Origin of the sequence: Klebsiella sp. 141240 (genome assembly GCF_050600805.1) — a bacterium.
GTDB classification, from domain to species: Bacteria; Pseudomonadota; Gammaproteobacteria; order Enterobacterales; family Enterobacteriaceae; genus Klebsiella; species Klebsiella aerogenes.
The window spans coordinates 33,701-58,589 of record NZ_JAQIRK010000008.1; the positions used below are offsets into that span (position 1 = coordinate 33,701).

24 protein-coding genes are annotated in these 24,889 nt (G+C 57.7%); 7 read left to right on the plus strand and 17 right to left on the minus strand.

The genetic code is table 11. The features are described 5' to 3' along the window. Nucleotides 1-14: 14 nt before the first annotated feature. The 7 genes from aroB to PGQ95_RS15505 form a co-directional block, all read right to left on the minus strand. The gene (gene aroB / locus PGQ95_RS15475) at nt 15-1,109 is read right to left on the minus strand and encodes a 3-dehydroquinate synthase (RefSeq protein WP_015369386.1); all 1,095 of its coding nucleotides are present in this window, start codon (nt 1,107-1,109) and stop codon (nt 15-17) included. Between the two features lie 53 nt (nt 1,110-1,162). Then, nucleotides 1,163-1,684 carry a shikimate kinase AroK gene (gene aroK, locus PGQ95_RS15480; RefSeq protein WP_002920267.1) on the minus strand — a complete coding sequence of 174 codons (522 nt, stop codon included), beginning with the start codon at nt 1,682-1,684 and terminating at the stop codon, nt 1,163-1,165. 269 nt (nt 1,685-1,953) lie between these two features. Beyond that, nucleotides 1,954-3,198 carry a DNA uptake porin HofQ gene (gene hofQ, locus PGQ95_RS15485; protein ID WP_430918732.1) on the minus strand — a complete coding sequence of 415 codons (1,245 nt, stop codon included), beginning with the start codon at nt 3,196-3,198 and terminating at the stop codon, nt 1,954-1,956. Then, nucleotides 3,107-3,511, minus strand: a complete 405-nt coding sequence (locus PGQ95_RS15490; protein WP_430918625.1) for a HofP DNA utilization family protein — start codon at nt 3,509-3,511, stop codon at nt 3,107-3,109. Before PGQ95_RS15490 ends, hofQ begins: the two co-directional genes overlap by 92 nt. Beyond that, nucleotides 3,501-3,938 (minus strand): hypothetical protein, encoded by a 438-nt coding sequence (locus tag PGQ95_RS15495; RefSeq protein WP_430918627.1) that lies wholly within the window; start codon nt 3,936-3,938, stop codon nt 3,501-3,503. The genes PGQ95_RS15490 and PGQ95_RS15495 overlap by 11 nt, the downstream gene beginning before the upstream one ends. Further along, a complete protein-coding gene (locus tag PGQ95_RS15500) occupies nt 3,922-4,461 on the minus strand; it encodes a PilN domain-containing protein (RefSeq protein ID WP_113373940.1) in 540 nt (179 codons plus the stop codon). The genes PGQ95_RS15495 and PGQ95_RS15500 overlap by 17 nt, the downstream gene beginning before the upstream one ends. Nucleotides 4,462-4,463: 2 nt before the next feature. Then, nucleotides 4,464-5,249, minus strand: coding sequence for a pilus assembly protein (locus PGQ95_RS15505; protein WP_411325915.1), 786 nt, complete (start codon nt 5,247-5,249; stop codon nt 4,464-4,466). A 214-nt stretch (nt 5,250-5,463) separates the two neighbouring features. On the opposite strand from PGQ95_RS15505, the gene mrcA reads away from it, so the two are divergent. Continuing rightward, nucleotides 5,464-8,022: a peptidoglycan glycosyltransferase/peptidoglycan DD-transpeptidase MrcA gene (gene mrcA, locus PGQ95_RS15510; RefSeq protein ID WP_430914875.1), complete on the plus strand. Its 2,559-nt coding sequence runs from the start codon at nt 5,464-5,466 to the stop codon at nt 8,020-8,022. Nucleotides 8,023-8,074: 52 nt separating this feature from the next. Here mrcA and nudE read toward each other — a convergent pair whose 3' ends face one another. Beyond that, the gene (nudE, locus tag PGQ95_RS15515; protein WP_015703662.1) at nt 8,075-8,635 is read right to left on the minus strand and encodes an ADP compounds hydrolase NudE; all 561 of its coding nucleotides are present in this window, start codon (nt 8,633-8,635) and stop codon (nt 8,075-8,077) included. Nucleotides 8,636-8,920: 285 nt separating this feature from the next. Between nudE and PGQ95_RS15520 the strand changes: the two genes are divergently transcribed. From PGQ95_RS15520 to pckA, 5 genes are all read left to right on the plus strand, one after another. After that, nucleotides 8,921-11,050, plus strand: coding sequence for an intracellular growth attenuator family protein (locus tag PGQ95_RS15520; protein WP_015703663.1), 2,130 nt, complete (start codon nt 8,921-8,923; stop codon nt 11,048-11,050). A 59-nt stretch (nt 11,051-11,109) separates the two neighbouring features. After that, nucleotides 11,110-11,793 (plus strand): GMP/IMP nucleotidase, encoded by a 684-nt coding sequence (gene yrfG, locus PGQ95_RS15525; RefSeq protein WP_015703664.1) that lies wholly within the window; start codon nt 11,110-11,112, stop codon nt 11,791-11,793. Beyond that, entirely contained in the window at nt 11,790-12,191 is a 402-nt protein-coding gene (gene hslR, locus PGQ95_RS15530) for a ribosome-associated heat shock protein Hsp15 (protein WP_015369376.1), read from the plus strand. Before yrfG ends, hslR begins: the two co-directional genes overlap by 4 nt. Before the next feature lie 26 nt (nt 12,192-12,217). Beyond that, entirely contained in the window at nt 12,218-13,096 is an 879-nt protein-coding gene (gene hslO, locus PGQ95_RS15535) for an Hsp33 family molecular chaperone HslO (protein ID WP_015703666.1), read from the plus strand. A 356-nt stretch (nt 13,097-13,452) separates the two neighbouring features. Continuing rightward, on the plus strand, nt 13,453-15,072 hold the full coding sequence (gene pckA, locus PGQ95_RS15540; RefSeq protein WP_045375850.1) for a phosphoenolpyruvate carboxykinase (ATP): 1,620 nt from the start codon (nt 13,453-13,455) through the stop codon (nt 15,070-15,072). A 221-nt stretch (nt 15,073-15,293) separates the two neighbouring features. Here pckA and envZ read toward each other — a convergent pair whose 3' ends face one another. The 9 genes from envZ to PGQ95_RS15585 all read right to left on the minus strand — a co-directional run bounded on the left by envZ (nt 15,294) and on the right by PGQ95_RS15585 (nt 23,829). Beyond that, the gene (envZ, locus tag PGQ95_RS15545; RefSeq protein ID WP_015369373.1) at nt 15,294-16,655 is read right to left on the minus strand and encodes a two-component system sensor histidine kinase EnvZ; all 1,362 of its coding nucleotides are present in this window, start codon (nt 16,653-16,655) and stop codon (nt 15,294-15,296) included. Continuing rightward, a complete protein-coding gene (ompR, locus tag PGQ95_RS15550; RefSeq protein WP_001157751.1) occupies nt 16,652-17,371 on the minus strand; it encodes an osmolarity response regulator transcription factor OmpR in 720 nt (239 codons plus the stop codon). Before ompR ends, envZ begins: the two co-directional genes overlap by 4 nt. A 341-nt stretch (nt 17,372-17,712) precedes the next feature. After that, nucleotides 17,713-18,936, minus strand: a complete 1,224-nt coding sequence (gene fucP, locus PGQ95_RS15555) for an L-fucose:H+ symporter permease (protein ID WP_430918630.1) — start codon at nt 18,934-18,936, stop codon at nt 17,713-17,715. Between the two features lie 31 nt (nt 18,937-18,967). Beyond that, the gene (locus PGQ95_RS15560; protein ID WP_113373945.1) at nt 18,968-19,315 is read right to left on the minus strand and encodes an L-rhamnose mutarotase; all 348 of its coding nucleotides are present in this window, start codon (nt 19,313-19,315) and stop codon (nt 18,968-18,970) included. Then, complete coding sequence (locus PGQ95_RS15565) at nt 19,312-20,088, minus strand: SDR family oxidoreductase (protein ID WP_113373946.1); 777 nt, start codon at nt 20,086-20,088, stop codon at nt 19,312-19,314. Before PGQ95_RS15565 ends, PGQ95_RS15560 begins: the two co-directional genes overlap by 4 nt. Beyond that, nucleotides 20,072-20,923 carry an amidohydrolase family protein gene (locus PGQ95_RS15570; RefSeq protein WP_430918632.1) on the minus strand — a complete coding sequence of 284 codons (852 nt, stop codon included), beginning with the start codon at nt 20,921-20,923 and terminating at the stop codon, nt 20,072-20,074. The genes PGQ95_RS15565 and PGQ95_RS15570 overlap by 17 nt, the downstream gene beginning before the upstream one ends. Then, nucleotides 20,910-22,205 (minus strand): L-fuconate dehydratase, encoded by a 1,296-nt coding sequence (locus PGQ95_RS15575; protein WP_407609368.1) that lies wholly within the window; start codon nt 22,203-22,205, stop codon nt 20,910-20,912. The genes PGQ95_RS15570 and PGQ95_RS15575 overlap by 14 nt, the downstream gene beginning before the upstream one ends. After that, nucleotides 22,202-23,053, minus strand: a complete 852-nt coding sequence (locus PGQ95_RS15580; protein WP_087859063.1) for a fumarylacetoacetate hydrolase family protein — start codon at nt 23,051-23,053, stop codon at nt 22,202-22,204. The genes PGQ95_RS15575 and PGQ95_RS15580 overlap by 4 nt, the downstream gene beginning before the upstream one ends. 35 nt (nt 23,054-23,088) lie before the next feature. Beyond that, the gene (locus PGQ95_RS15585; protein WP_430918635.1) at nt 23,089-23,829 is read right to left on the minus strand and encodes an SDR family oxidoreductase; all 741 of its coding nucleotides are present in this window, start codon (nt 23,827-23,829) and stop codon (nt 23,089-23,091) included. A gap of 234 nt (nt 23,830-24,063) precedes the next feature. Between PGQ95_RS15585 and PGQ95_RS15590 the strand changes: the two genes are divergently transcribed. Then, entirely contained in the window at nt 24,064-24,822 is a 759-nt protein-coding gene (locus PGQ95_RS15590) for a FadR/GntR family transcriptional regulator (RefSeq protein ID WP_430918638.1), read from the plus strand. Nucleotides 24,823-24,889 lie beyond the last annotated feature (67 nt).

Sequence of the window (24,889 nt, forward strand, 5' to 3'; positions counted from 1 at the left end):
GCGGCTAGACCTTCTTATTGTTGCGCCTGCTGAGTATCAGCAATCGCGCCAAGAACTACATCGTGCGACACTCCGCCGCGGACCTCGCTCTTTCCTATAGCGAGCGGTAATACCAGGCGCATTTCACCTGCCAATACCTTTTTATCACGCATCATGTGAGGCAAATACGCTTCTGCAGACATTTCCTGCGGCCCGCGTACCGGCAACCCTGCACGTTGCAACAGCGCAATCATACGCTGCGTATCCTGCGCGCTAAACTGCCCTAAACGCTCGGACGTATGCGCCGCCATGACCATTCCGGCCGCCACAGCTTCGCCATGTAGCCAGTTACCGTAGCCCATTTCAGCTTCGATAGCATGGCCAAATGTATGTCCCAGATTCAGTAAAGCACGTAACCCGGTTTCGCGCTCGTCGGCAGCGACAACTTCGGCTTTTAGCTCACAACAACGGCGAATACAGTACGCCATCGCCGATTCATCCAGCGCCATCAGCGCATCGATGTTGTCTTCAAGCCAGCAGAAGAACTCGCCGTCAAGAATAATGCCGTACTTAATGACCTCAGCCAGGCCGGAGGAGAGCTCGCGCTTCGGCAAGGTTTTGAGACAATTAAGGTCGACGACCACGGAAACCGGCTGCCAGAAGGCGCCAATCATATTTTTACCGAGGGGATGGTTTACGGCCGTTTTGCCGCCAACCGAAGAGTCCACCTGCGAAAGCAGCGTGGTGGGAACTTGAATAAAACGTACGCCGCGCTGATAGCTCGCAGCGGCAAAACCGGTTAAATCGCCAACCACGCCGCCGCCGAGCGCCACGAGTGTGGTGTCGCGGCCATGTGGTTTTTGCAACAGCGCGGTAAATACCGTATCCATCACCGCCAGGCTTTTATATTGCTCGCCATCCGGCAGGATCACGCTGTCGACGTTGACACCCGCTTGCTCCAGTACGGAGCGAACGGTATCAAGATAAAGCGGCGCCAGCGTTTCATTGGTGACCAGCATGACCTGGTCGCCTGATTTCAGTGGCAGAAAAGAAGCTGGATCGTTAAACAAACCAGCCGCGATGGTAATCGGGTAACTACGTTCCCCGAGAGTTACAGTCAGCTTCTCCATAACGCGACGTCCACCTCAGTTGCTTTACTCTGACGCACTTTATTAAGCCAGAATCAGTTGCTTTCCAGCATATGAATAATCTGGTTTGCAACGACTTTCGCACTTTGATCGTCGGTGCGGATAGTCACATCGGCGATCTCTTCATACAGTGGATTACGTTCATCTGCCAACGCTTCAAGAACTTCACGTGGCGGCGCATCTACTTGTAATAAAGGACGCTTTTTATCGCGCTGCGTACGAGCAAGTTGTTTTTCGATCGTTGTTTCCAGGTAGACCACCACGCCGCGGGCGGAGAGACGGTTACGCGTTTCACGGGATTTTACTGAGCCGCCGCCAGTGGCGAGTACGATTCCCTGTTTTTCCGTCAACTCATTGATGATTTTTTCTTCACGATCGCGGAAGCCTTCTTCGCCTTCGACATCGAAGACCCAGCCGACGTCTGCGCCAGTGCGTTTCTCAATCTCTTGATCAGAATCGTAAAATTCCATGTTGAGCTGTTGGGCTAACTGGCGCCCAATAGTGCTTTTGCCGGCACCCATAGGCCCAACCAGAAAGATATTGCGTTTCTCTGCCATTTTTTCGGTACTACTAAGACTATTCGTTAATGATAAACCCGCTTCGCAGACACCCAGCGCAGCAGGACATGAACTGAAACCTCATATGCAATAGAGCGAGAGTCAGACTAAAAATTATCTCAATACTCCGGCTGGTTTGGCAACAGAATAAAATCACCGGACATAAAGGGAGGATTGATGTCGTACCCGACTCTCAAATCGGTACCCCTTGTATGCTAAATCCGTCCCCGCGTCAAACACCTGAAACGTGTTTAGCATGAAAAACCCGCTTAATGTACTGCCAGAATACGCGGCGTGATGAAGACAACCAGTTCACGTCGTTCATTATCTTTACCATCATGGCGAAACAGCTGCCCGAGCAAGGGGATTTCGCCAAGCAACGGCACGCTGTCGCGCGCCGACTTATTCTTTTGCGAAAAAATACCGCCCAGCACCAGGGTCTCGCCGCTTTTCACCTCGACTAAGGTTTCAATCTCTTGCTTATCAATTGCCAGCGCTTCGCCGTTTTCCTGCTGCAGAACCTGGCCTGGCGTATTTTCGCTAATGCGCAGCTTCAGGCGCACGCGATCCTGCTGTAGCACCGTCGGCGTCACTTCCATCCCCAGGACCGCCTCTTTAAACTCAACCGAGGTGGCGCCGCTTTCTCCACTGGAGACCTGATAGGGGATTTCGCTGCCCTGTTTGATACTAGCGGGTTGCATATGCGACGCCAGCAGGCGCGGACTGGCGATGATGTCCACCTGCTGCTTTTGCTCCAGCGCGGAAAGCTCCAGCTCCAATAACCGCCCGTTAATCCGGCCGATATTAAAGCCGCCGCGGGTGGTTGCGTCTGACACCGCCAGATTGCTGCTCAGGTTGGTCATTTTCCCCATCCCCGGCGTGCTGCTGGCCTCCGCCAGGCTCCACTTCACGCCAAGCTCGCGCAGGCTGGTCGCGCTCATTGACACAATGTGCGCCGCCAGCTCCACCTGCCCGACCGGCAGATCCATCTCTTCAGCCCACGCCTTCAGCGCCGGCAGATGACGATCGTCGTCGCGGATTAACAGACGATTAGTTCGCCGATCGACGGTCATCGTGCCGCGGGCGCTCAACAGCTTGCTCCCGGATTTCGCCAGTTCGTCTGCGTCGGCATAGCGCAGCGGGATACTGTGGTTGCGTAATGGCAGATTCTGCCAGCGTTTAGCCTGCTCGGCTTCCAGCTGCGCTCGTTTTGCCTGCTGCCACGCCTGTGTATGGATGTACAACACCGTGCCCTGCCGGGCCATTGTCAGCCCGGCGCTATCGAGAACCGACTGGAGCGCCTGTCGCCAGGGAACGCTGTTTAAGTGAAGCGACAGCGTACCGCTGACCTCCGGCGCCACGATTACATTAAGATTTTGCATTTCCGCCAGGCTTTGCAGTACCTGAACCACCGGTACATCATCAACCACCAACGACACCGGCGGTTCTTTTTTCGCCGCCGCGGCCAGCAGCGGCAGCAGCAGAAGTAGCAGCAGGCTTATCCTTCGCATCAGGTTGGCTTCCCTTTCGTGACCAGACCCAGCGTTCGGGTTCGCACCCGGCGCTGGCCTCCAGAGTTAATGTTTCTGCCGTTAGCTGTCGAATTCGCCAACCGCCAGGCAAAATATCGTTGCTTCGTACACGCCGCCACTGACCGGTGCGCTCCTGAATAAGGCCCAGCCACAGCGCCGGACGGCCAGTTCCGCCGCCGTATCGCCACTGTGTCAGCTGCGTGGTCTGGCAGCGATCCTCGACCGGTAAAAAAGGATCCCGCGCCCCTGCCAGCAGCGGGCAAAACAACAGCAGCAAGTATCCTTTATGGTTCATCGTCCTTCTCCAGCTGTAGCGACAACTGCAACGCCCCTTTTTCGATATTCAATGAAAAAGCGCCAGGGTGTACCCCGCAGTCGGCAAGCCAGGCAAACAGCGGCGGCAACGCCTGCCAGTCAACCACAGCAAGCATCTCGCCACCGCGCCCTCGCGGTTGCCAGGCCTGTAACAAGATACCGGCCACGGGTGGCTCCAGCGGTGAAAAACGCCGGGCCGTCCAATCATCAACCACGCGCTGCTGCAGTGTGGCCCGCAGCGGCATTACTCGCCGCCATTGCGTCTGTAGGGGCGGCGGCGTGGGCTGCGAAGCGCTGACAACAACCAGCGAAAACGCCAGATACACTGCCGCGGCCAAAACTGTGGCGCAAAGTAACGCTAACGGCCATCCGCGCAGCGCCTGCAGGCGTTCAATCGCTGTCCGCATCGGCAGTGTCTCCAGGTAGAAAAAAGCTAAATGACCAGCGTCCCTGTGTATCGCGATGCGTTCCTCCTGCCATCGCCGGTTGAAAACCCTCCAGCTTGCCAAGCGCCTTTTCCAGCGCCGCCACCGCCTTGAGGTTCAACGCCAGGCCGTAAAGAGTGATGCCCTGCGGCTGGTAGTCCAGCCCGGTCAGCCACAACCGCTCCGGTAATAGTGCGGCCAGCGATAACAGTCGCGGCTGCCAGGCACGCGTCGCCGCCCGCCGCTGCGCTCGCCGTGCCTGCCGCTCACCGCGCTGTATTTCCTCGCCCATCTCCCGCTCGCGTTGTAACAACGCGGAATAAAGCAGATGGTCGGCCTGGGTGCGCATTACCTGCTGCGCCACGTCTATCTGACGTAACGTGCGCGTCGCTATCGTCAGGGCGATAATGCTTAGCGCCATCGCCGCCGCCAGCAGCCCGCCCATACGCAAGCTTTGCCGCCGTCGCGTCTCGCGCCACGGCAGAAGATTAATCTGCTGCGCCATAGTTATTTACCCCCCAGCGCCAAACCAAGCGCGATAGCAAAGCGATCGCCGCAGGCGGGTAGCGGCGGCTGCAGGCGGTGGAGCACGCTCCAGCAATCAAAGCTATTTTCCGCCAACGGCAGGCTGCTACAGAGCTGGAACTGTTCATCATTGAGGCGCGAGGTTAAGTGGGAGAAAGAGGGGACTTCAGCGCATGGACAATAGCCCCAGCGCTCCTGGGTCGCCCATAACCACTGCGCGTCCCCCTGCCAGACCAGGCCCTGAGCAGCGCCAGTAAGCCAGGGGAAAAAAGAAGTGAGAGCAGCCGCATCCGGCACGATCGCCGTCAGGCGCAGCTTCAGCCGCCGCGCCAGTTGACGCAGGCTGTCGATATCCAAACGCTGAGCCGCCGTCGCCTGCCAGCCGTCGTTAGCCGCGCGGGCGGCGTAATCGATACACAGCGAAGAGGCAGGCATTTCCAGCTGACGCGCCATCGTGCCCGTTATCCATGTCGCTCTTTCGCTTTCACGTAGCGACACCTGTGGCGCAGGCAACTGCTTTTGCAGCGTACGGCTGGCAGGAAGCGCAATGCACACCTGATGTTGTAGCGGCAGCTCGCGGCGCCAATCACGTAACCGCTTCACCGCCTCATTAAGGTCAATGATGCTGCCCTGCACCACCAGGCCGGGCGGCAGCGGAATTCGCCACCAGCGACGCAACGCCCAGCGCCCGCGTTCGTACAACAGCGCCACGATGGCGACGCTATCCTGTTGAATGTGAATTCCTATACGCCAATTTCTGAAAGTCATGCTTAGATCTCCTTATCCGCGATTGCGATTCAAGGAGCAGCCTGGATATACCATGTGGCGAAATGGAGGCTTTTAGCGTCGATCGACACGCCGTCCGGAAGGCATAGCGCCAGCAAGCCGCCCCGTGGGGGTATATCAATGCTCCTGGCTTGCCTTTATACTACCGCGCGTTTGTTTATAAACTGCCCAAATAAAACTAAATGGGAATTCTCCGGTGAAGTTCGTAAAGTATCTTTTTATCCTTGCAGTTTGTTGCGTTCTGCTGGGAGCAGGCTCGATTTATGGCCTCTACAAATTTATAGAGCCGCAACTCCCCGATGTCGCGACCTTAAAGGATGTGCGTCTGCAGATCCCGATGCAGGTCTATAGCGCGGACGGCGAGCTCATTGCGCAATATGGCGAAAAGCGCCGCATCCCCGTCACTCTGCAGCAGATGCCGCCGGAGCTGATAAAAGCGTTTATCGCGACTGAAGATAGCCGCTTCTATGAGCATCATGGCGTCGATCCGGTGGGGATTTTCCGCGCCGCGAGCGTAGCGATGTTCTCAGGCCATGCCTCGCAGGGCGCCAGTACTATTACTCAGCAACTCGCGCGTAACTTTTTCCTCAGCCCGGAGAAAACAATAACGCGTAAGATCAAAGAAGTTTTCCTCGCAATCCGCATCGAACAGCTGCTGAATAAAGACGAAATTCTCGATCTTTACCTCAACAAAATTTACCTCGGCTACCGTGCCTATGGCGTCGGCGCCGCCGCGCAGGTTTACTTCGGTAAATCAGTCGATCAGCTAACGCTGAGCGAAATGGCGGTTATCGCCGGTCTGCCGAAAGCGCCTTCCACCTTTAACCCGCTCTATTCGCTGGACCGCGCGACCGCGCGTCGCAACGTGGTGCTGTCGCGAATGTTAAGCGAAGGCTATATCACCCAGGCACAGTTCGATCAGGCGCGCAGCGAGGCGATTGACGCCAGCTACCATACGCCGGAAATCGCCTTCTCCGCCCCGTATCTGAGCGAGATGGTGCGTCAGGAGATGGTCAACCGCTACGGCGAGCAGGCCTACGAAGACGGCTATCGCGTCTACACCACCATCACGCGTAAAAACCAACAGGCCGCCCAGCAGTCGGTGCGTAAAAACGTGCTCGATTACGACATGCGCCACGGCTACCGCGGCCCGGCCAACGTGCTGTGGAAAGTTGGCGAGACCCCGTGGGATAACAAAAAAATCCTCGATACGCTGAAAAAACTGCCGGGCGTCGGCCCGCTGGCGCCGGCGGTAGTGACCTCCGCGAATCCGCAGGAAGCAGTCGCGTTGCTGGGCAACGGCACGTCGGTGGCGTTAACGATGGATGGCGTCCGCTGGGCGCGTCGCTACGTTTCCGATACGCAACAAGGCTCGACGCCGCGCAAAGTGACCGACGTCATTCAGACCGGGCAGCAGATTTGGGTGCGCAAAGAGGGCGACAAATGGTGGCTGTCGCAGGTGCCGGAAGTGAACTCCGCGCTGGTATCTATCAACCCGCAAAATGGCGCGATTATCGCTCTGGTCGGCGGCTTTGACTTCAATCAGAGTAAGTTCAACCGCGCTACCCAGGCGCTGCGTCAGGTTGGCTCCAATATCAAGCCGTTCCTTTATACCGCGGCGATGGACAAAGGCTTAACCCTCGCCAGTATGCTTAACGATGTGCCGATCTCCCGCTGGGATGCCGGCGCGGGCTCCGACTGGCGGCCGAAAAACTCGCCGCCGCAGTACGCCGGCCCTATTCGTCTGCGTCAGGGATTAGGCCAGTCGAAGAACGTGGTGATGGTGCGCGCGATGCGCGCAATGGGCGTCGATTATGCGGCAGAGTATCTGCAGCGTTTCGGCTTCCCGGCGCAGAACATCGTCCATACCGAATCACTGGCGCTGGGTTCCGCTTCCTTTACTCCGCTACAGGTCGCCCGCGGCTACTCGGTAATGGCTAACGGCGGCTTCCTGATTAACCCGTACTTCATTAGCAAGATCGAGAACGACCAGGGCGGCGTGCTGTTTGAAGAGCGGCCTAAGGTCGCCTGTCCGCAGTGTAATTCGCCGGTGATCTACGGCGATACGCCGAAATCCAACGTGCTGGAAAACCAGGATGTCGAAGAGGTCGCCACCTCTCAGGAGCCGCAAAACGGCGACGTTCCGCCGCAGCCGCAGCTTGAGCAGGCTAATCAGTCGCTGGTCGCGCAAAGCGGCGCGCCGGAGTATGCCCCGCATGTTATTAACACGCCGCTGGCCTTCCTGATTAAGAGCGCGCTGAATACCAATATTTTCGGCGAACCGGGCTGGATGGGCACCGGCTGGCGTGCGGGCCGCGACCTGCAGCGTCATGATATCGGCGGCAAAACCGGTACCACCAACAGCTCAAAAGACGCGTGGTTCTCCGGCTACGGCCCGGGCGTCGTGACGTCGGTGTGGATTGGTTTCGATGACCACCGCCGCGATTTGGGCCGTACCACCGCTTCCGGCGCGATTAAAGATCAGATTTCGGGTTATGAAGGCGGCGCTAAAAGCGCCCAACCGGCCTGGGATGACTTTATGAAACGGGTGCTGGAAGGCGTGCCGGAAGAGCCGTTAACGCCGCCGCCGGGTATTGTGACGGTGAATATCGACCGTAGCACAGGTCAACTGGCTAACGGCGGCAACAGCCGCGCCGAGTACTTCATCGAGGGCACGCAGCCAACCCATCAGGCGGTGCGCGAAGTTGGCACCACCATTACCGATAGCGGTGGCGAAACCCACGAGTTGTTCTAATAAAAAAAGCGCCTGCAGGCGCTTTTTTTATGTCCGGATGAGACGCTTATAACTACAAACGCCCCTGCGCCTGTAGCCATTCACGCACCAGAAACAGCGCGCTGACGTTACGCGCTTCATTGAAGTCTTCTTCTTCCAGTAGCGACATCAGCTGCGACAGCGGCCAGCGCACCTGCGGCAGCGGTTCCGGCTCATCGCCCGGCAGCGATTCCGGATAGAGATCTTCCGCAACCATAATATTCATTTTGCTGGAGAAATAAGATGGCGCCATGCTGAGCTTCTTCAGGAAGGTCAATTGACGGGCGCCGAAACCCACCTCTTCTTTCAGCTCGCGGTTGGCGGCTTCCATGGCCGTCTCGCCGGGGTCGATAAGCCCTTTGGAGAAACCCAGTTCGTAGGATTCGGTGCCGACCGCATATTCGCGGATTAAAATAATGTGGTCGTCAACAATCGGCACAATCATTACGGCTTCACGCGCGGTGGGCCGCATGCGTTCATAAACGCGACGCACGCCGTTGCTGAACTCCAGGTCCACGCTTTCAACATTAAAAAGACGCGAACGCGCTACCGTTTCAACGTTGAGAATGGTGGGTTTTTGTAATGATTTGCTCATTGTCATCGGTCTATGCTGTGATTACAGAAGTCATTGTGCGATACGCAGCACGGTTTCGGCAATCCAAATTGCCACTAATTTACATAGTTGCAACGTTTTGCTTGCAATGCAAAGATTCATAAAGATAAAAAAGTCAATAGGTTGAATTTGTTTTGAGAATTTACCGATTCCTGAGTTTTCCCGTTTTTGATAAGCTTACATGCTGCTGCATTGCACAATAAAATTTCCTGCATTAGACAACATGTGCCGATAAACAATTAAAATTACTATGACGATGGGATGGGCATGGGCACCTTTCTGACCTTTTTCACAGCTCTGCTACTCTGTGTCTTGCTTATCGGGTGGTGGTATCGATCTCATGCCAGACGTCGTCGCCTCCCCTTACTGCAAGCCTTTAGCGACGCGACGACCCGCAAGCTTTCTGATGATGAACGCCAGGCGGTCGAAAAGTATCTCGATGGCCTCAGCCAGTCGCAACAGGTACCGGCAACCGGCGCCAGCGTCGCGCCTGTCGCCCTGAAACTGAATGAGCAGAGCGACACCGTTTATACCGTCACCCGCGCCGTCACCCGCTACGGCATTTCGTCTGATGAGCCCAACAAATGGCGATACTTCCTCGACTCGGTGGAGGTTCACCTGCCGCCGTTCTGGGAACAGCATATCAACGACGAGAACAGCGTCTCGCTGATCCCAACCGACAGCCTGCCGCTGGTGATTGTTCTCAATGACCACACCTTGCGCGATTATCCGCAGGAAGCCCGCAGCTACGCGCTTGAACGCGCATCGGCTACCCAGGCGTCGATTCGCGGTGAGGAGAGCGAGCAGGTCGAGCTGCTGAACATCCGCCAGGAAACTCAGGAAGAGCATGCTCTCAGCCGTCCTGACAGCCTGCGCGAAGGGATTATGATCGTCGCAGCCTTCCTGCTGTTCTATTGCTGCCTGATCTCCCCTGACGTCTTTGCGCCGTGGCTGCTCGGCGGCGGCGTACTGTTGTTGGCTGCGGGCTTATGGGGCATCTATGCGCCGCCGCTGGCCGGTTCGCTACGCGAGATCCACTGCCTGCGCGGAATGCCGAAACGCTGGGGGCTGTTTGGCGAGAACGACCAGGAACACGTCAATAATATTTCGCTGGGGATTATCGACCTTATCTATCCGCGCCACTGGCAACCATGGATCGCCCAGGACCTGGGGCAGCAAACCGATATTGATATTTATCTTAACCGCCATGTGGTTCGCCAGGGGCGCTTCCTGTCGCTGCACGATGAAGTGAAAAACTTCCCGCTGCAGTACTGGCTACGCAGCGCGATTATCGCCGCCGGCGCGCTGCTGGTCGTCATCATGCTGTGGATTAGCGTCCCGCTGAATATGCCCTTTAAATTCACGCTCTCCTGGCTTAAGGGGGCGCAGACCATCGAAGCCACCACCGTCGGCCAGCTTGAGAAGGCGAAAGTGCGTATTGGCGACACGCTGCAATTAAAAGGTACCGGGATGTGCAACATCCGCACGCCGGGCGCCTGGAGCGCGAAAGAAGCCTCGCCGTTTACGCCGTTCGACTGTTCGCAGATCATCTGGAACGATGCGCCTCCCCTGCCGCTGCCGGAATCCGATATCGTCGGTAAGGCCACGGCGCTGGTCCAGGCGGTACAGCGCCAGTTGCATCCTGACCCGGACGACGATTCGCACGTTAGCCCGGCATTACGTTCGGCAATTCAGAAATCAGGAATGGTGCTGCTGGATGACTTCGGCGATATCGTGCTGAAAACCAACGAGCTCTGCTCGGCGAAAGATGACTGCGTGCGTCTGAAGAACGCGCTGGTCAACCTTGGCAATACCCGCAACTGGGAAGCGCTAACCAAACGCGCCACCGCCGGTAAGCTCGATGGAGTGAACGTGTTGCTGCGCCCGGTGAGCGCCGAATCGCTGGAGAATCTGGTGACCACCTCCACCGCGCCGTTTGTGATGCGTGAAACCTCCCGCGCGGCGCAGGCGCTAAATAGCCCGGCCCCTGGCGGATTCCTGATCGCCAGCGATGAAGGCAGCGAACTGGTCAATCAGCCGTGGCCGGCTATCAGCCTGTACGATTATCCCGCCCACGAGCAGTGGGGCGAGCTGCAGCGTCTGGCGGGCATGTTGATGCACACGCCATTCCATGCGGAGGGGATTGTCACCAATCTTTATACCGACGCCAATGGCACCCAGCATATCAACCTGCACCGCATTCCCGATCGCAGCGGGCTGTGGCGCTATCTTGGCACCACTCTGCTGCTGCTGGCGATGCTTGGCTGTATGTCGTGGCACGGCGTGCAGGCGATCCGCCGCTATCAGCGCCAGCGCCAGCGCATGGAAGAAATTCAAAAATATTATGAAAGCTGCCTGAATCCGGTTCTCATCCCTTCCCCGGATCATCAAGATTAATTCCTGCGCGACAGGGTGTGATACCCTGTCGCGCATTTCCCCCTCGCTGGAGACTCACCATGCAAATCAATATCGCGTGGCAGGAGGTTGATACCGTTCTGCTGGATATGGATGGCACGCTGCTCGACCTCGCCTTCGACAACTACTTCTGGCAAAAACTGGTCCCGGAAACCTGGGGCGCCGCGCGCGGACTCAACCTGCAGGAAGCCAAAGCGGCAATGCACCAGGAGTATCACGCCGTGCAGCATACGCTAAACTGGTACTGTCTTGATTACTGGAGCGAGCGACTGGGTTTGGATATTTGTGCGATGACCAGCGAACAGGGGCCGCGGGCAAAACTGCGGGAAGATACCGTGCCATTCCTTGATGCGCTGCGGGCCAGCGGCAAGCGCCGCATCCTGCTGACCAACGCGCACCCGCATAATCTGGCGGTGAAGCTCAAGCACACCGGTCTGGACGCGCACCTTGATTTATTACTTTCCACCCACACATTTGGTTATCCGAAAGAGGATCAGCGCCTGTGGCGCGCGGTGGCGGAAGAAACCGGCCTTGATGCGCGCAAAACGCTGTTTGTCGATGACAGCGAGGCTATCCTGGACGCGGCGGCGCAGTTCGGTATTCGTTATTGCCTGGGCGTCACCAATCCGGATTCAGGCCTGGCGGAAAAACAGTATACCCGCCATCCCGGCGTGAACGATTACCGGCGGCTGATCCCTTCCCTGACTCCGGAGGAGAGGCCATGAAAGATAAGCCCGCAGAAAGCGTCAGGCTGGACAAATGGCTTTGGGCAGCCCGCTTTTATAAAACCCGCGCCATCGCGCGCGAGATGGTTGAAGGCGGCAAAGTGCACTACAACGGACAACGTAGTAAGCCGAGCAAAATCGTCGAGCTGAATGCCACCCTGACCCTGCGTCAGGGCAACGACGAGCGTACCGTTATCGTCAAAAGCGTTACCGAACAACGCAGGCCAGCCAGCGAAGCCGTTATGCTGTACGAAGAGACGGCGGAGAGTATTGAGAAACGCGAAAAAGTGGCGCTGGCGCGTAAGCTGAATGCGCTAACGATGCCGCACCCAGACAGACGTCCGGACAAAAAAGAGCGCCGCGACCTGATGAGATTTAAACACGGCGACAGCGAATAGCGCTGCCGCCAGCAAGAGAGATGATTATGACTCAACACGATCAATTACATCGTTATCTGTTTGAAAACTATGCCGTGCGCGGTGAACTGGTCACCGTATCGGACACGTTGGAACAGATCCTGGCCAACCATAGCTACCCGCAACCGGTGAAAACCGTGCTGTCGGAGCTGCTGGTCGCCACCAGCCTGCTGACCGCCACGCTGAAGTTCGCCGGAGATATTACCGTTCAGCTGCAGGGCGACGGCCCGCTCTCGCTGGCGGTGATCAACGGCAATAATCAGCAGCAGCTGCGCGGCGTCGCTCGCGTTCAGGGCGAAATCCCGGAAGGCGCGGACCTGAAAACGCTGGTCGGCAACGGCTACCTGGTCATTACCATCTCTCCACAGGAAGGCGAGCGCTATCAGGGCGTTGTTGGCCTGGAAGGCGATACCCTGGCGGCATGCCTGGAAGATTACTTCCAGCGTTCCGAACAGCTGCCGACTCGTCTGTTCATTCGTACCGGCGAGCACGACGGTAAAGCGGTAGCCGGCGGCATGCTGCTGCAGGTGATGCCGGCTCAGGACGCGCAGCTTAACGACTTCGAGCATCTGGCGACCCTGACCGAGACCATCAAGGCGGAAGAGCTGTTCACCCTGCCGGCGACCGATGTATTATGGCGCCTGTACCATGAGGAAGAGGTGACGGTATACGACCCGCAAGACGTCGAGTTCAAATGCACCTGTTCTCGCCAGCGCTGCGCCGATGCGCTGAAGACGCTGCCGGATGAAGAAGTCGACAGCATCCTCGCCGACGAAGGCGAAATTGATATGCATTGTGACTACTGCGGTAATCATTACCTGTTTAACGCGATGGATATCGCTGAGATCCGCAATAACGCCTCGCCGGCGGATCCGCAGGTACACTAATCGCCCTCTCGCCGGGCGTTGCCGGGTTTTTCTGACCCGACGCGCCTGGCGTCAACTATTTCGACCGCGTGTTGAATCGATTTTCACTGAAAGAGTTACGTAACTTTCTTTCAAGAAAGCGATTACATTCACATTTCAGCAGTTTTTTTAATTACTTTTTAACCATTCGGAAACATCTATCGCCACCTACGGCCGTTTTCCTGAGATAATCACGCGCACTTCGTGACAGGAGTCACTGTGTTTTTCGTAAGAAAGGCGTTTGTCGAGATACGTAAATCTATGAGCCTGGTCGCGGTCTATTCCCTGAAAGAAACCCTACAATTTAAAGCAGTACATATTGGCTAAGGAGCAGTGACATGCGCGTTAATAGTTTAACCCCGCAGGATCTCAAGGCTTACGGTATCAATGACGTCCAGGAAATTGTCCACAACCCGAGCTTCGATACGCTGTATCAGGAAGAGCTCGACCCAAAACTGGAAGGTTATGAGCGTGGCGTATTAACCAATCTTGGCGCCATCGCCGTCGATACCGGCATTTTCACCGGCCGTTCGCCGAAAGATAAATATATCGTCCGTGACGATACCACTCGCGATACCGTGTGGTGGTCTGATAAAGGCAATGGCAAGAACGACAACAAGCCGCTCTCCCAGGAAACCTGGCAGCACCTGAAAGGCCTGGTGACTCACCAGCTGTCGGGCAAACGCCTGTTTATCGTCGACGCCTTCTGCGGCGCCAACGCCGACACCCGCCTCAGCGTGCGCTTCATTACTGAAGTCGCCTGGCAGGCACACTTTGTTAAGAACATGTTCATTCGCCCGAGCGAAGAAGAGCTGGCAGCCTTCGAGCCGGACTTTATCGTCATGAACGGCGCGAAGTGCACCAACCCGCAGTGGAAAGAGCAGGGTCTGAACTCCGAAAACTTCGTGGCTTTCAACCTGACCGAGCGCATCCAGCTCATCGGCGGCACCTGGTACGGCGGCGAAATGAAGAAAGGGATGTTCTCGATCATGAACTACCTGCTGCCGCTGCAGGGCATCGCTTCGATGCACTGCTCCGCTAACGTCGGCGAAAAAGGCGACGTCGCCGTGTTCTTCGGCCTCTCCGGCACCGGTAAAACCACCCTCTCCACCGACCCGAAACGCCGCCTGATTGGCGATGACGAGCACGGATGGGATGATGACGGCGTATTTAACTTCGAAGGCGGCTGCTACGCGAAGACCATTAAGCTGTCGGAAGCCAACGAGCCGGATATCTATCACGCGATCCGCCGCGATGCGCTGCTGGAAAACGTCGTGGTACTGGCTGACGGCACCATCGATTTTGATGACGGTTCGAAGACCGAGAACACCCGCGTCTCCTACCCGATCGACCATATCGAAAATATCGTTAAGCCGGTGTCGAAAGCCGGTCACGCCACCAAGGTTATCTTCCTGACCGCCGACGCCTTTGGCGTATTGCCGCCGGTTTCACGCCTGACCGCTGACCAGACTCAGTACCACTTCCTGTCTGGCTTTACCGCCAAGCTGGCCGGTACCGAGCGCGGCGTCACCGAGCCGACCCCAACCTTCTCCGCCTGCTTCGGCGCCGCGTTCCTGTCGCTGCACCCGACGCAGTACGCTGAAGTGCTGGTAAAACGCATGCAGGCTTCCGGCGCCCAGGCTTACCTGGTCAACACCGGCTGGAACGGTACCGGCAAGCGTATCTCGATTAAAGATACCCGCGCGATTATCGACGCCATCCTCGACGGTTCGCTGGATAACGCCGAAACCTTCACCCTGCCAATGTTCAACCTGCAGATCCCAACCGAGCTGCCGGGCGTCGATACCCATATCCTCGACCCGCGTAATACCTACGGTTCTCCGGAGCAGTGGCAGGAGAAAGCCGATCAGCTGGCGAAACTGTTTATTGAGAACTTCGAGAAATATACCGATACCCCGGCCGGCGCTGCGCTGGTTGCGGCCGGTCCGAAGCGTTAATCAGGTCGCAGAGACAACAAAGCCGGGCGATGCCCGGCTTGAGATTGATAACAAACCTCATGCAACCATTGGACTTACAGATTGCAAGAGACAAATAACAAGGAAAATCAATTTATTGATTTTCGGCTGATAACCACAAAGAAGGAAAAACCACGCTTTTTCCTTCTTTGTCAGCAGTCTGAAGCCGGGCGATGCCCGGCTTTTTTATATTTATACGCTAATCAACTCTCTTTCGCAGGCTTCGCCGGCGACAGCGCGCGATGCACCGGAATTGGTAGCCAGGCGCGGATCAGCAGGCCGCCGCGTTCGCTGGTGCCAATCTCCAGGCGACCGTTATGATTGTCGATAATACGTTGCACTATCGCTAGCCCCAGCCCGGTGCCGCTGGTGCTACGGGCGCTATCGCCGCGCACAAACGGTTGGAACAGATGTTCGCGCTGTTCCGGTTTAATCCCCGGGCCGTCATCTTCCACCTGGAACCAGGCACGGCTGGCTTCGCTGCCGCTGCTGACTTTAATCCAGCCCTTACCGTAACGTGCTGCGTTCACCACCATATTGGCTAACGCGCGTTTGATCGACAGCGGATGCAGACGCAGCGGAATTTCTCCGGCCTGCAGATCGGTGGCGATTTCCCGCTCGTAGCCACTTTCGGCGGCGATGACTTCGCCTAACACGGCGTTGAGATCCGCAAGCTCCATCGGCATCTCCTGGCCGGTGCGCAGGTAATCAATAAACTGCTCGATGATGGCGTTGCACTCTTCGATATCTTTATTGATCGACTCGGCGAGATAGCCGTCCTGCTCGCCCATCATCTCCGTCGCCAGCCGGATCCGCGTCAGCGGCGTGCGCAAATCGTGGCTGACCCCGGCCATCAGCAGCGTACGGTCGTCCGCCAGCTGTTTGACCCCGGCGGCCATATGGTTGAAGGCGCGGGTCACCGAACGCACTTCCGACGCGCCGTATTCGCGTAGCGGCGGCGGAATAATCCCACGCCCGACCTGCAACGCAGCGTGCTCCAGATCGACCAATGGTCGGTTCTGGATACGGATGAATAGCCACGCGCCGCCAATGGCCAGCAGCATTATCGCCAGCGTATAACGGAATAGCGGCGAGAAATCGCCCTGATGGATTTCAGTCAGCGGCACCCGCACCCAGATATTCGGCGAAAGCCAGGTCTTCAGCCACACCACCGGCGAGCTTTTGTTGACCTCAACCCGCACTTCGGTCGGCCCGCCAAGCTGGTGCGCCATCTGCTGGCTTAAGAATTCATAATGCTGCGCCCAGCGCAGGCCTGCGTCTTCCGCCGCCTCATTAGAATAGAGCGAAATCCCCAGCTCGCGGTAAATTTCGCGGCGAAACGCCGGCGGTACCACCAGTTGGGTGCCGTCTTCCAGCTGCAGTTTATCGGTCATCAGCATACGGACTTCGTATGCCAGCACCTTATTAAACTGCTGCAGGCTCGGCAGGATCGCGAAATTCAGCACCACCAGATAAGTCGTCACCAGGCTGACGAACAGCAGGGTGACGATCAGTAACAGGGTGCGGGCAAATGAGCTTCGCGGCGAAAAACGCACGCGCTTCATGCCTTAGAACCGTCCGGCACGAAGACGTAGCCCAGGCCCCAAACGGTCTGGATGTAGCGCGGGTGCGCCGGATCCTCTTCCACCATGCGGCGCAAGCGGGAGATTTGTACGTCGATGGAACGCTCCATCGCCGAGTACTCGCGGCCGCGGGCAAGGTTCATCAGCTTATCGCGGGACAGCGGTTCACGCGGATGGCTCACCAGCGCTTTTAATACCGCGAACTCACCGCTGGTGAGCGGCATCGGCTCATCTTCACGGAACATCTCGCGGGTGCCGAGGTTCAGTTTAAATTTGCCAAAAGCGATCACCGCTTCTTCTTGCGATGGCGCGCCCGGCAGCTCGTTCGCCTGGCGGCGCAGCACGGCGCGGATACGGGCCAGCAGTTCGCGCGGGTTAAACGGTTTAGGAATGTAGTCATCGGCGCCGATTTCCAGCCCCACGATACGGTCCACTTCTTCCCCTTTCGCCGTCACCATAATGATCGGCATCGGGTTGCTCTGGCTACGCAGACGGCGGCAGATAGATAAACCATCTTCGCCCGGCAGCATCAGATCCAGCACCATCAGGTGGAAGGATTCACGGGTCAGCAGGCGATCCATCTGTTCAGCGTTCGCCACGCTACGAACCTGGAAGCCCTGCTCGGTCAGATAACGTTCCAGCAGCGCGCGCAGGCGCATATCGTCATCCACAACCAGAATCTTATAATTCTCTTGCATTGTTTGTACTCCCAAAGGTTCACTGCAATCGTTAGTGCGTATTCTTAAAAACCCACGCTAATACGACCAGCCAAATCTGGTATATATTCTAGTCGAAATTGTTACAAAGCATATTAAACAGCAATTTATACCCGTCATTCTTCAAGTTGCACGTGCGTTGGCTGCGTGCGCTCACCCCAGTCACATAGTTATCTATGCTCCTGGGGATTCACACACTTGCCGCCTTCCTGCAACTCGAATTATTTAGGGTAAACCCGTCATTCTGAGCAAAATTTACCACCGGCGCGACAAAAAAGAAAAAGGCGGAGGGTCTCCTCCGCCTTTTTAGCTAATTTTACCGTTTACGCGCGTCGTTGGCTCATGCCGTACCACAGCACCACCAGGAAGCATAGCAGCGGCAACCCATAGGCCAACGCGGTACTGTAGCGGTCGGCCAGCGCCCCCATGAAGTAAGGCATAATCGCCCCGCCGACGATGGCCATAATCATAAATGAGCTGGCGCGTTTGGTATGGCTGCCCATGTTTTTAACGCCCAGCGCGAAAATGGTCGGGAACATAATCGACATAAAAAAGAAGACCGCAATGAGTGCCACCACCGACACGCCGTCAATGCTCATCATCACCAAACCGCAGAGCACGATATTGACCAGCGAGTAAACCATCAGCAGCGTCGCCGCCTGCACCCGCCCCATCAGCCAGGTACTGAAGAAACGACCGACCATAAAGCTAATCATCGCAATCGACAGCAGATAGGAAGCGTGCTGGTTTGTCACGCCATGCCAGTGCTCGGTCGCATAGTTGATAAAGAACGCCCCCACGCCGACCTGCGCGGCAACGTAAAAGAACTGGGCGATGACCCCGCCGGTAAAGTGGCGATGCTGCCACAGCCCCTGCGCCGCTTCTTGCTGACTGCCCTCATCCTCGCGAATATCCGGCATCGGTGTGCGGCGGGACAGCAGCGCGATGGCCAGCACCAGTACGGCGATAGCGACATAGGTGATTTTTACCGAGCTCTGATCGCCGGTATTGCTCTGAGTGGCTGAAAAGAACAGCGTGCCGCCGATCAGCGGGCCAATAAATTGCCCCAGTCCGTTAAACGACTGAGCCAGATTCAACCGCCGCTCGGCGCCTTTACTATCGCCAAGTACCGTCGCATAAGGGTTCGCCGCGGTCTCAAGGCAACCTAATCCACAGGCAATCACAAACAGCGCGAACAGGAACAGCGCAAAGCTATTCACGCTCGCCGCCGGCACAAACAGCAGCGCGCCAAGCGCATACAGGCACAAGCCGACCAGGATCCCCGCTTTATAACCGCGTTTATCCATAAAGTAGCCGGCGGGCAGCGCCACCAGGAAGTAGGCGCCAAAATAGGCCGCCTGCAGTAAACCGGACTGCGCTTTGGTAACGTGCAGGGTCTCCTGAAAATGTTTATTGAGAACATCGAGCAGGCCGTAAGAGAGCCCCCACATAAAGAACAGGCTGGTGACCAGCATAAATGCCCAGCGCAGATTAGGGGTCGCCCCGGCGCGGGCCGCCAGCGGCTCCGCCGTTTTATTCACTAGCATGGTGAGATCCTCAGTAGAGTACAGAGTTGTTTTATTGATCCTGCAAAGAGAATATGCGCTCCATCGACACCCATTTTTCGCCTGCCGGCGTCCAGGGGGTGGGAACCTGGTATTGCCACATCAGCGCTTCCCAACGCTGAATGACCGGGTGGTTCAGGCTGTGTTGAGCAAAGCGTTCGCCATCGAAATCCCCGGCGACCTCCATCACCATAAACAGCCGCGTGCCAAGCCGGTAAATCTCCATATCCAGCACGCCATGGTCGCGTAGATGCCCGGCGACTTCCGGCCAGATACGTTCATGCAGACGCTGGTATTCGGCAATTTTCTCCGCCGAATCGACTAAATCCAGCGCCTGACACAGCCGCCGCGCGGCGCTCATGACAGCGCCCTGTCGAGATGCAAATACCCGCCGTCCACCGACAGCCACTGCCCGGTAGTGTGCGACGCGCGCGAGGAGATAAGAAACACCACGGTATTGGCGATCTCTTCCGGCGTGGTCATGCGTTTGCCCAGCGGAATGCGTTGGTTAATCGCCGCCATCTGCCGCTGTGGATCGGGGAAGGTATTTATCCAGCGCTGGTACTGCGGCGTCAGCACTTCCGCCGGTACCACCGCGTTAACCCGCACGCCGCTCTCGCGCAGCGATACCGCCCATTCACGGGTTAATGCCAGCACCGCCCCTTTCGCCGCGGTATAGCCGCTGGTGCCGCCCTGGCCGCTGAGCGCGGTTTTCGAGGCGATATTGACGATAGCGCCCCGCGCCGCCTCCAGCGCCTCGCGGCACAGGTGGGCCATCTGGTAGTAGTGGATCAGGTTTTTCTCAAGCGATCCGAGAAACGCCTCACGCCCGGCCTCAAGCCCTACGCCATCGTTCACTCCGGCGTTATTCACCAGCGCATCAATACGACCAAAGCGCGCCAGCACCTGGCCTACCGCCGCGGCGCATTCAGCCTCCTGGCACAGGTCGGCGATAATCAGCTCACTTTGCGGCGCGATTTGCTTCAGCCTATCCATAAACCCCTGCTCTGGCTGGGCGTTAGTGACGATGACCGGCACCGCCCCCTCTTCCGCCAGCAGTTGCGTTACCGCCGCGCCGATCCCCGAGCCGCCGCCGGTGACGATAACCACTTTGTCTTTAAGAAATAGATCCACGCTTCGCCTCCGTTAAACCATAAACCCGACAGGCAGTGCCGCCCCAGATAGCTGACCGCTGCGTTTCCGTCAGCGGGGCCAGCGCCGTTTCGCACAGCTGGTAAACCTGGTGGTACTCCGCCGCCAGCAGGCATACCGGCCAGTCGGAACCAAACATCAGCCGCTGCGGGCCAAACAGCTCCAGCGCGGCGTCGAAGAAAGGCAGCAGTTGCTGCTCGGTCCAGCATCCGCGCCCGACTTCGGTCACCAGGCCGGAAAGTTTGCCCACCACATGCGGTAATGCGGCCAGCGGCCTCGCCTGTTCGGCCCAGTGGGCCGCGCCGCGCGCGATATCCGGCTTGCCGAAATGGTCGAGTACCAGCCAGTGATCATCGTGGCGGGCGGCAAAGCGTGCCGCCGCCGCGAGATGACGATGGGTAACCAACAGATCCCAGCTATAGCCCTGGCGCTGCAACTGCTGCATTCCTCGCGAGACCGCCTCGCGCTCAAGCCACGCTGCCGGGTCGGCTTCATCCTGCACCTGATGGCGCAACCCGCACAGCTGGTCGCGCCACTGCGTCAGCTTGTCCTCGAGATCCGCGGCGGTAATATCCAGCCAGCCCACCACGCCGCATACGCCAACCGCCTGAGAAACCTGCGCCACCAGCCAGGCGGTTTCGTTTTCGTCATGACGCGCCTGCACCACCACCGCGCCATCGAGCCGGTGCTGCGCCAGCAGCGGCTGGAGCTGCGGGGGGTAAAAATCCCGGCGCAGTTGCGGCATGTCGTCATCAATCCACGGGTAATCCTGTGGCTGATAGCGCCAGTAGTGGTGGTGGGCATCAATGCGCAACATGCGCTTCTCCACGGTAGCGGTACTGCTCGATAGAAGCCTGATGCATTTCAATCGAGTAGCCCGGCGCCTGCGGCGGCATATAAGCTGCGCCGCGGATTTCGCAAGGGTGCAGGAAGTGCTCGTGCAGATGGTCGACAAACTCGATCACCCGCCCTTCATGGGTACCGGCGATGCACAGGTAGTCAATCATCGACAGGTGCTGGACGTATTCGCACAGTCCGACGCCGCCGGCGTGCGGGCAAACCGGCAGGTTGTACTTCGCCGCCATCAGCATCACCGCCAGCACTTCGTTGACGCCGCCTAACCGGCAGGCATCGATCTGCACCACGTCAATCGCGCCGCGCATAATGAACTGTTTGAACATAATCCGGTTCTGGCACATCTCGCCGGTGGCGACCTTCACCGCGCCGATGTTCTCGCGGATCTTGCGGTGGCCTTCGATATCATCCGGGCTGGTCGGCTCTTCGATAAACCACGGGTTGGCGAAGGCCAACGCTTTGACCCATGGAATGGCGGCGTCCACTTCCCATACCTGGTTGGCGTCAATCATCAGTTTCCGCTCGGGGCCAATCACTTCACGGGCAATGCGCACGCGGCGGATGTCATCTTCAATATCGCGCCCAACCTTCAGCTTGATATGCGAGAAACCGGCGTCCACCGCCTGCTGACAAAGACGACGCAGTTTGTCATCACCGTAACCCAGCCAGCCCGCTGACGTGGTGTAACACGGATAACCCTGCGCCTGTAGCTGTTCAAGCCGCTGGGCTTTACCCTCCTCACGGCTTTCCAGCAGGCGCAGCGCCTCCTCCGGGGTAATGCAGTCGGTGATGTAGCGAAAATCAATGCAGCGCACCAGCTCGGCCGGGCTCATATCGGCAACCAGTCGCCAGACCGGTTTGCCTTCGGCCTTCGCCCACAGATCCCACACCGCATTGACCACCGCGCCGGTCGCCAGGTGAATCGCCCCTTTGTCCGGGCCAATCCAGCGCAGCTGGCTATCGCTGGTAAAGCGCCGCCAGAAGGCGCCCATATCGGCGGCGATCGTCTCGAGTTGCTCGCCGACGATTAAATGCTCCAGCGCCTGAATCGCCGCGCAGCAAATTTCGTTGCCGCGGCCAATGGTGAAGGTCAGCCCGTGACCGGTGAGCTTAGGATTGTCGGTTTCGAGGATCACGTAGGCGGCGGAGTAATCCGGGTCGGGATTCATCGCATCGGAGCCGTCCAACTGCTGCGAAGTGGGGAAGCGAATATCCTCTACCCGCAGGGCGGTAATTTGCGTCATTGTTTGTCCTCCACGGTCAGCTGCTGCTGTTCGCCCAACCCTTCAATGCCCAAACGAATAGTCTGGCCGGCGCGTAAATAAACCGGCTGCGGTTTCTGGCCCATACCCACCCCCGGCGGCGTACCGGTGGAGATGACATCGCCCGGCTGCAGGCTCATAAAGCGGCTCAGGTAGCTGATGATATAGGGCACTTTGAAAATCATGGTGCGAGTGTTGCCGTCCTGATAGCGTTTGCCGTCAACCTCCAGCCACAGGTTAAGGGAGTTAGGGTCGGGTATTTCATCGGCGGTCACCAGCCAGGGGCCGGTCGGCCCGAACGTGTCGCAGCCTTTGCCTTTATCCCAGGTGCCGCCGCGCTCGATTTGATACTCACGTTCGGAGACGTCATTAATCACGCAGTAGCCAGCAACGTGCTGCATGGCGTCGCGCTCGTCGATATAGCGCCCGCCTTTACCAATCACCACCCCTAACTCGACTTCCCAGTCGGTCTTTTGCGAACCACGCGGGATAATCACGTTGTCGTTCGGCCCGACCACCGCGCTGGTCCACTTGCTGAATACCACCGGTTCCTGCGGAATATCGGCGCCGGTCTCTGCGGCGTGATCGGCATAGTTCAGGCCGATGCAGATAAATTTACCGATACCGCCAACGCAGGCGCCGATACGCGGATTACCCTCTACCAGCGGCAGGCTGTAGAGATCCAGCTGGCGCAGACGCGCCAGACTCTCCGGCAGCAGCGCGTCGCCACGCAGATCGGTCACATAGTTCGATAGGTCGCGCAGGCGACCGTCGTTGTCGAGTACGCCCGGACGCTCGCTGCCGGGATTGCCAAAACGGAGTAATTTCATGCGTTTTCCTGATAGTGAAATAAAGCGCCGCGCGGTTAGTTGCTCCAGCCGCCGTCAATAATCTGTACCGTACCGGTGGTGTAGGCGCTGGCGTCGGAAGCCAGATACAGCGCCAGCTGGGCGATCTCTTCCGGCTTGCCAATGCGGCCAATAGGCTGGCGGGCGACAAACGCCTCATAAACCGCCTCTTCGCTCAACCCTTGTTCGCGAGCCTGCTCGGCAATACGTCCACGCAGCGAAGGTGAATCGACGGTGCCCGGACAAATCGCATTACAACGAATGCCCTGGGTGACGAAATCTGCGGCGACCGAGCGGGTCAGGCCAATGACCGCCGCTTTACTGGCGCTGTAGGCGAAGCGGTTTGGTACCCCTTTCACGCTGGAAGCCACCGATGACATGTTGATAATCGAGCCGCCGCCGCGGGCGATCATCGTCGGCAAAAAGGCGCGAATCGTGTGGAACATGGCGGTGACATTCAGATCGAGAGCGAACTGCCACTCCCGCTCGCTACATTCAAGAATGCTGCCGCTATGCACCACCCCGGCGCAGTTGAACAAGACATCCAGCGGGCCCAGCGTTTCCGCGGCGGCGGCAATGGCGTCGGCGCGGGTGACATCCAGCTGCAGCGGCTGCACGCCGGGGATATCGCTCAATCCGGCAATGTTGATATCGCTGGCAATCACTTCCGCGCCAGCGGCGGCAAATAGCCGCGCGCAGCTATTGCCAATCCCCTGCCCTGCGGCGGTAATCAGAACGCGTTTTCCGGTTAGTTCCATTTCTCTCCCCTGGTCTAAAGGACTAATGGTCAGGCCATTAGTGGTAGTCAAAGGCCTGACCTTTCGCATGACAAGTCAGGCATAACCCGCTATCGTGAAGCTCAGATGTTGCAAAAACGGCCACAAACGGCACATTGGTTAACCAATTAATTACACTCGACTAACAAACACTCAAGTGTGCTGGCCAATATTTGTGCGCTTTATCACTGTCTATCGCATGAGCAAAGGTGAAACATGCCGATTACCAGACTGGAAAACCAAAGGATTTACAGACAGATAGCAGACCAACTCAAGCGATTAATTGAGAACAACGAATTTCCGCCCGGCAGCCGTCTGCCGTCTGAGCGAGATTTAGCCCAGCAGTTGAACGTCAGCCGCGCATCGGTACGTGAAGCGCTGATTGCGCTGGAGGTGATTGGCCTGGTGGACGTGCGCGTCGGCAACGGGGTAATCGTCAAATCGCAGACGCCGCTCGTCGCCACCAAAGAGCCGGTGATGGCGCAGGCCGGTCGCGACCAGTGGACGGAGATCGACGACGAACTCAACATAGACCTCGATTTTAACGCCGAACTACCGCCATTTTCTCTGCTGCAGGCGCGTCTGTTAATAGAACCGGAAACCGCCGCGCTGGCGGCGCGCCATGCCAGCCCCGAGGAGCTGGCCGCTATCCGCGAGGCCTTTGAACAGAACTGTCGCGATAACCGTGCCGGTTCAACCACCCATCCCGGCGATCGCCTGTTCCATATCCGTATCGCTCAGGCCAGCGGTAACCCGGCGTACGCGTTTATCATCGGCCACCTCCTCGGCCACCGCTACGGCAGTATGTTCCGCATGCTGCAGCGCCACTATACGCCGGACGATATGCCGCATCGCTCGGAACAAGAGCATCGCGCGATCCTTGAAGCCATTGAGGCCCACGACGTCCGTGCGGCAAAGAAAGCAATGAAAAACCATATTGATCAGGTGATTACCATTTTTACCCGCAGCCAGTAGCCGCGATTTCTTCGCCCACCGCTTTACCTTGCCGAAACGGCTGGTTAAGGTACGGCGGGACGAGATT

Excerpts from the sequence above, each read along its gene's own strand:
- PGQ95_RS15520 (WP_015703663.1), top strand. The coding sequence starts at position 8,921 with ATGGGCACCTTTCTGACCTTTTTCACAGCTCTGCTACTCTGTGTCTTG.
- PGQ95_RS15585 (WP_430918635.1), bottom strand. The coding sequence starts at position 23,829 with ATGGAACTAACCGGAAAACGCGTTCTGATTACCGCCGCAGGGCAGGGG.
- aroB (WP_015369386.1), bottom strand. The coding sequence starts at position 1,109 with ATGGAGAAGCTGACTGTAACTCTCGGGGAACGTAGTTACCCGATTACC.
- PGQ95_RS15580 (WP_087859063.1), bottom strand. The coding sequence starts at position 23,053 with ATGAAATTACTCCGTTTTGGCAATCCCGGCAGCGAGCGTCCGGGCGTA.
- hslO (WP_015703666.1), top strand. The coding sequence starts at position 12,218 with ATGACTCAACACGATCAATTACATCGTTATCTGTTTGAAAACTATGCC.
- PGQ95_RS15505 (WP_411325915.1), bottom strand. The coding sequence starts at position 5,249 with ATGACTTTCAGAAATTGGCGTATAGGAATTCACATTCAACAGGATAGC.
- aroK (WP_002920267.1), bottom strand. The coding sequence starts at position 1,684 with ATGGCAGAGAAACGCAATATCTTTCTGGTTGGGCCTATGGGTGCCGGC.
- PGQ95_RS15495 (WP_430918627.1), bottom strand. The coding sequence starts at position 3,938 with ATGCGGACAGCGATTGAACGCCTGCAGGCGCTGCGCGGATGGCCGTTA.
- PGQ95_RS15490 (WP_430918625.1), bottom strand. The coding sequence starts at position 3,511 with ATGAACCATAAAGGATACTTGCTGCTGTTGTTTTGCCCGCTGCTGGCA.
- hslR (WP_015369376.1), top strand. The coding sequence starts at position 11,790 with ATGAAAGATAAGCCCGCAGAAAGCGTCAGGCTGGACAAATGGCTTTGG.
- fucP (WP_430918630.1), bottom strand. The coding sequence starts at position 18,936 with ATGCTAGTGAATAAAACGGCGGAGCCGCTGGCGGCCCGCGCCGGGGCG.
- yrfG (WP_015703664.1), top strand. The coding sequence starts at position 11,110 with ATGCAAATCAATATCGCGTGGCAGGAGGTTGATACCGTTCTGCTGGAT.
- pckA (WP_045375850.1), top strand. The coding sequence starts at position 13,453 with ATGCGCGTTAATAGTTTAACCCCGCAGGATCTCAAGGCTTACGGTATC.
- envZ (WP_015369373.1), bottom strand. The coding sequence starts at position 16,655 with ATGAAGCGCGTGCGTTTTTCGCCGCGAAGCTCATTTGCCCGCACCCTG.
- PGQ95_RS15500 (WP_113373940.1), bottom strand. The coding sequence starts at position 4,461 with ATGGCGCAGCAGATTAATCTTCTGCCGTGGCGCGAGACGCGACGGCGG.
- ompR (WP_001157751.1), bottom strand. The coding sequence starts at position 17,371 with ATGCAAGAGAATTATAAGATTCTGGTTGTGGATGACGATATGCGCCTG.
- PGQ95_RS15560 (WP_113373945.1), bottom strand. The coding sequence starts at position 19,315 with ATGAGCGCCGCGCGGCGGCTGTGTCAGGCGCTGGATTTAGTCGATTCG.
- PGQ95_RS15575 (WP_407609368.1), bottom strand. The coding sequence starts at position 22,205 with ATGACGCAAATTACCGCCCTGCGGGTAGAGGATATTCGCTTCCCCACT.
- nudE (WP_015703662.1), bottom strand. The coding sequence starts at position 8,635 with ATGAGCAAATCATTACAAAAACCCACCATTCTCAACGTTGAAACGGTA.
- PGQ95_RS15570 (WP_430918632.1), bottom strand. The coding sequence starts at position 20,923 with ATGTTGCGCATTGATGCCCACCACCACTACTGGCGCTATCAGCCACAG.
- PGQ95_RS15590 (WP_430918638.1), top strand. The coding sequence starts at position 24,064 with ATGCCGATTACCAGACTGGAAAACCAAAGGATTTACAGACAGATAGCA.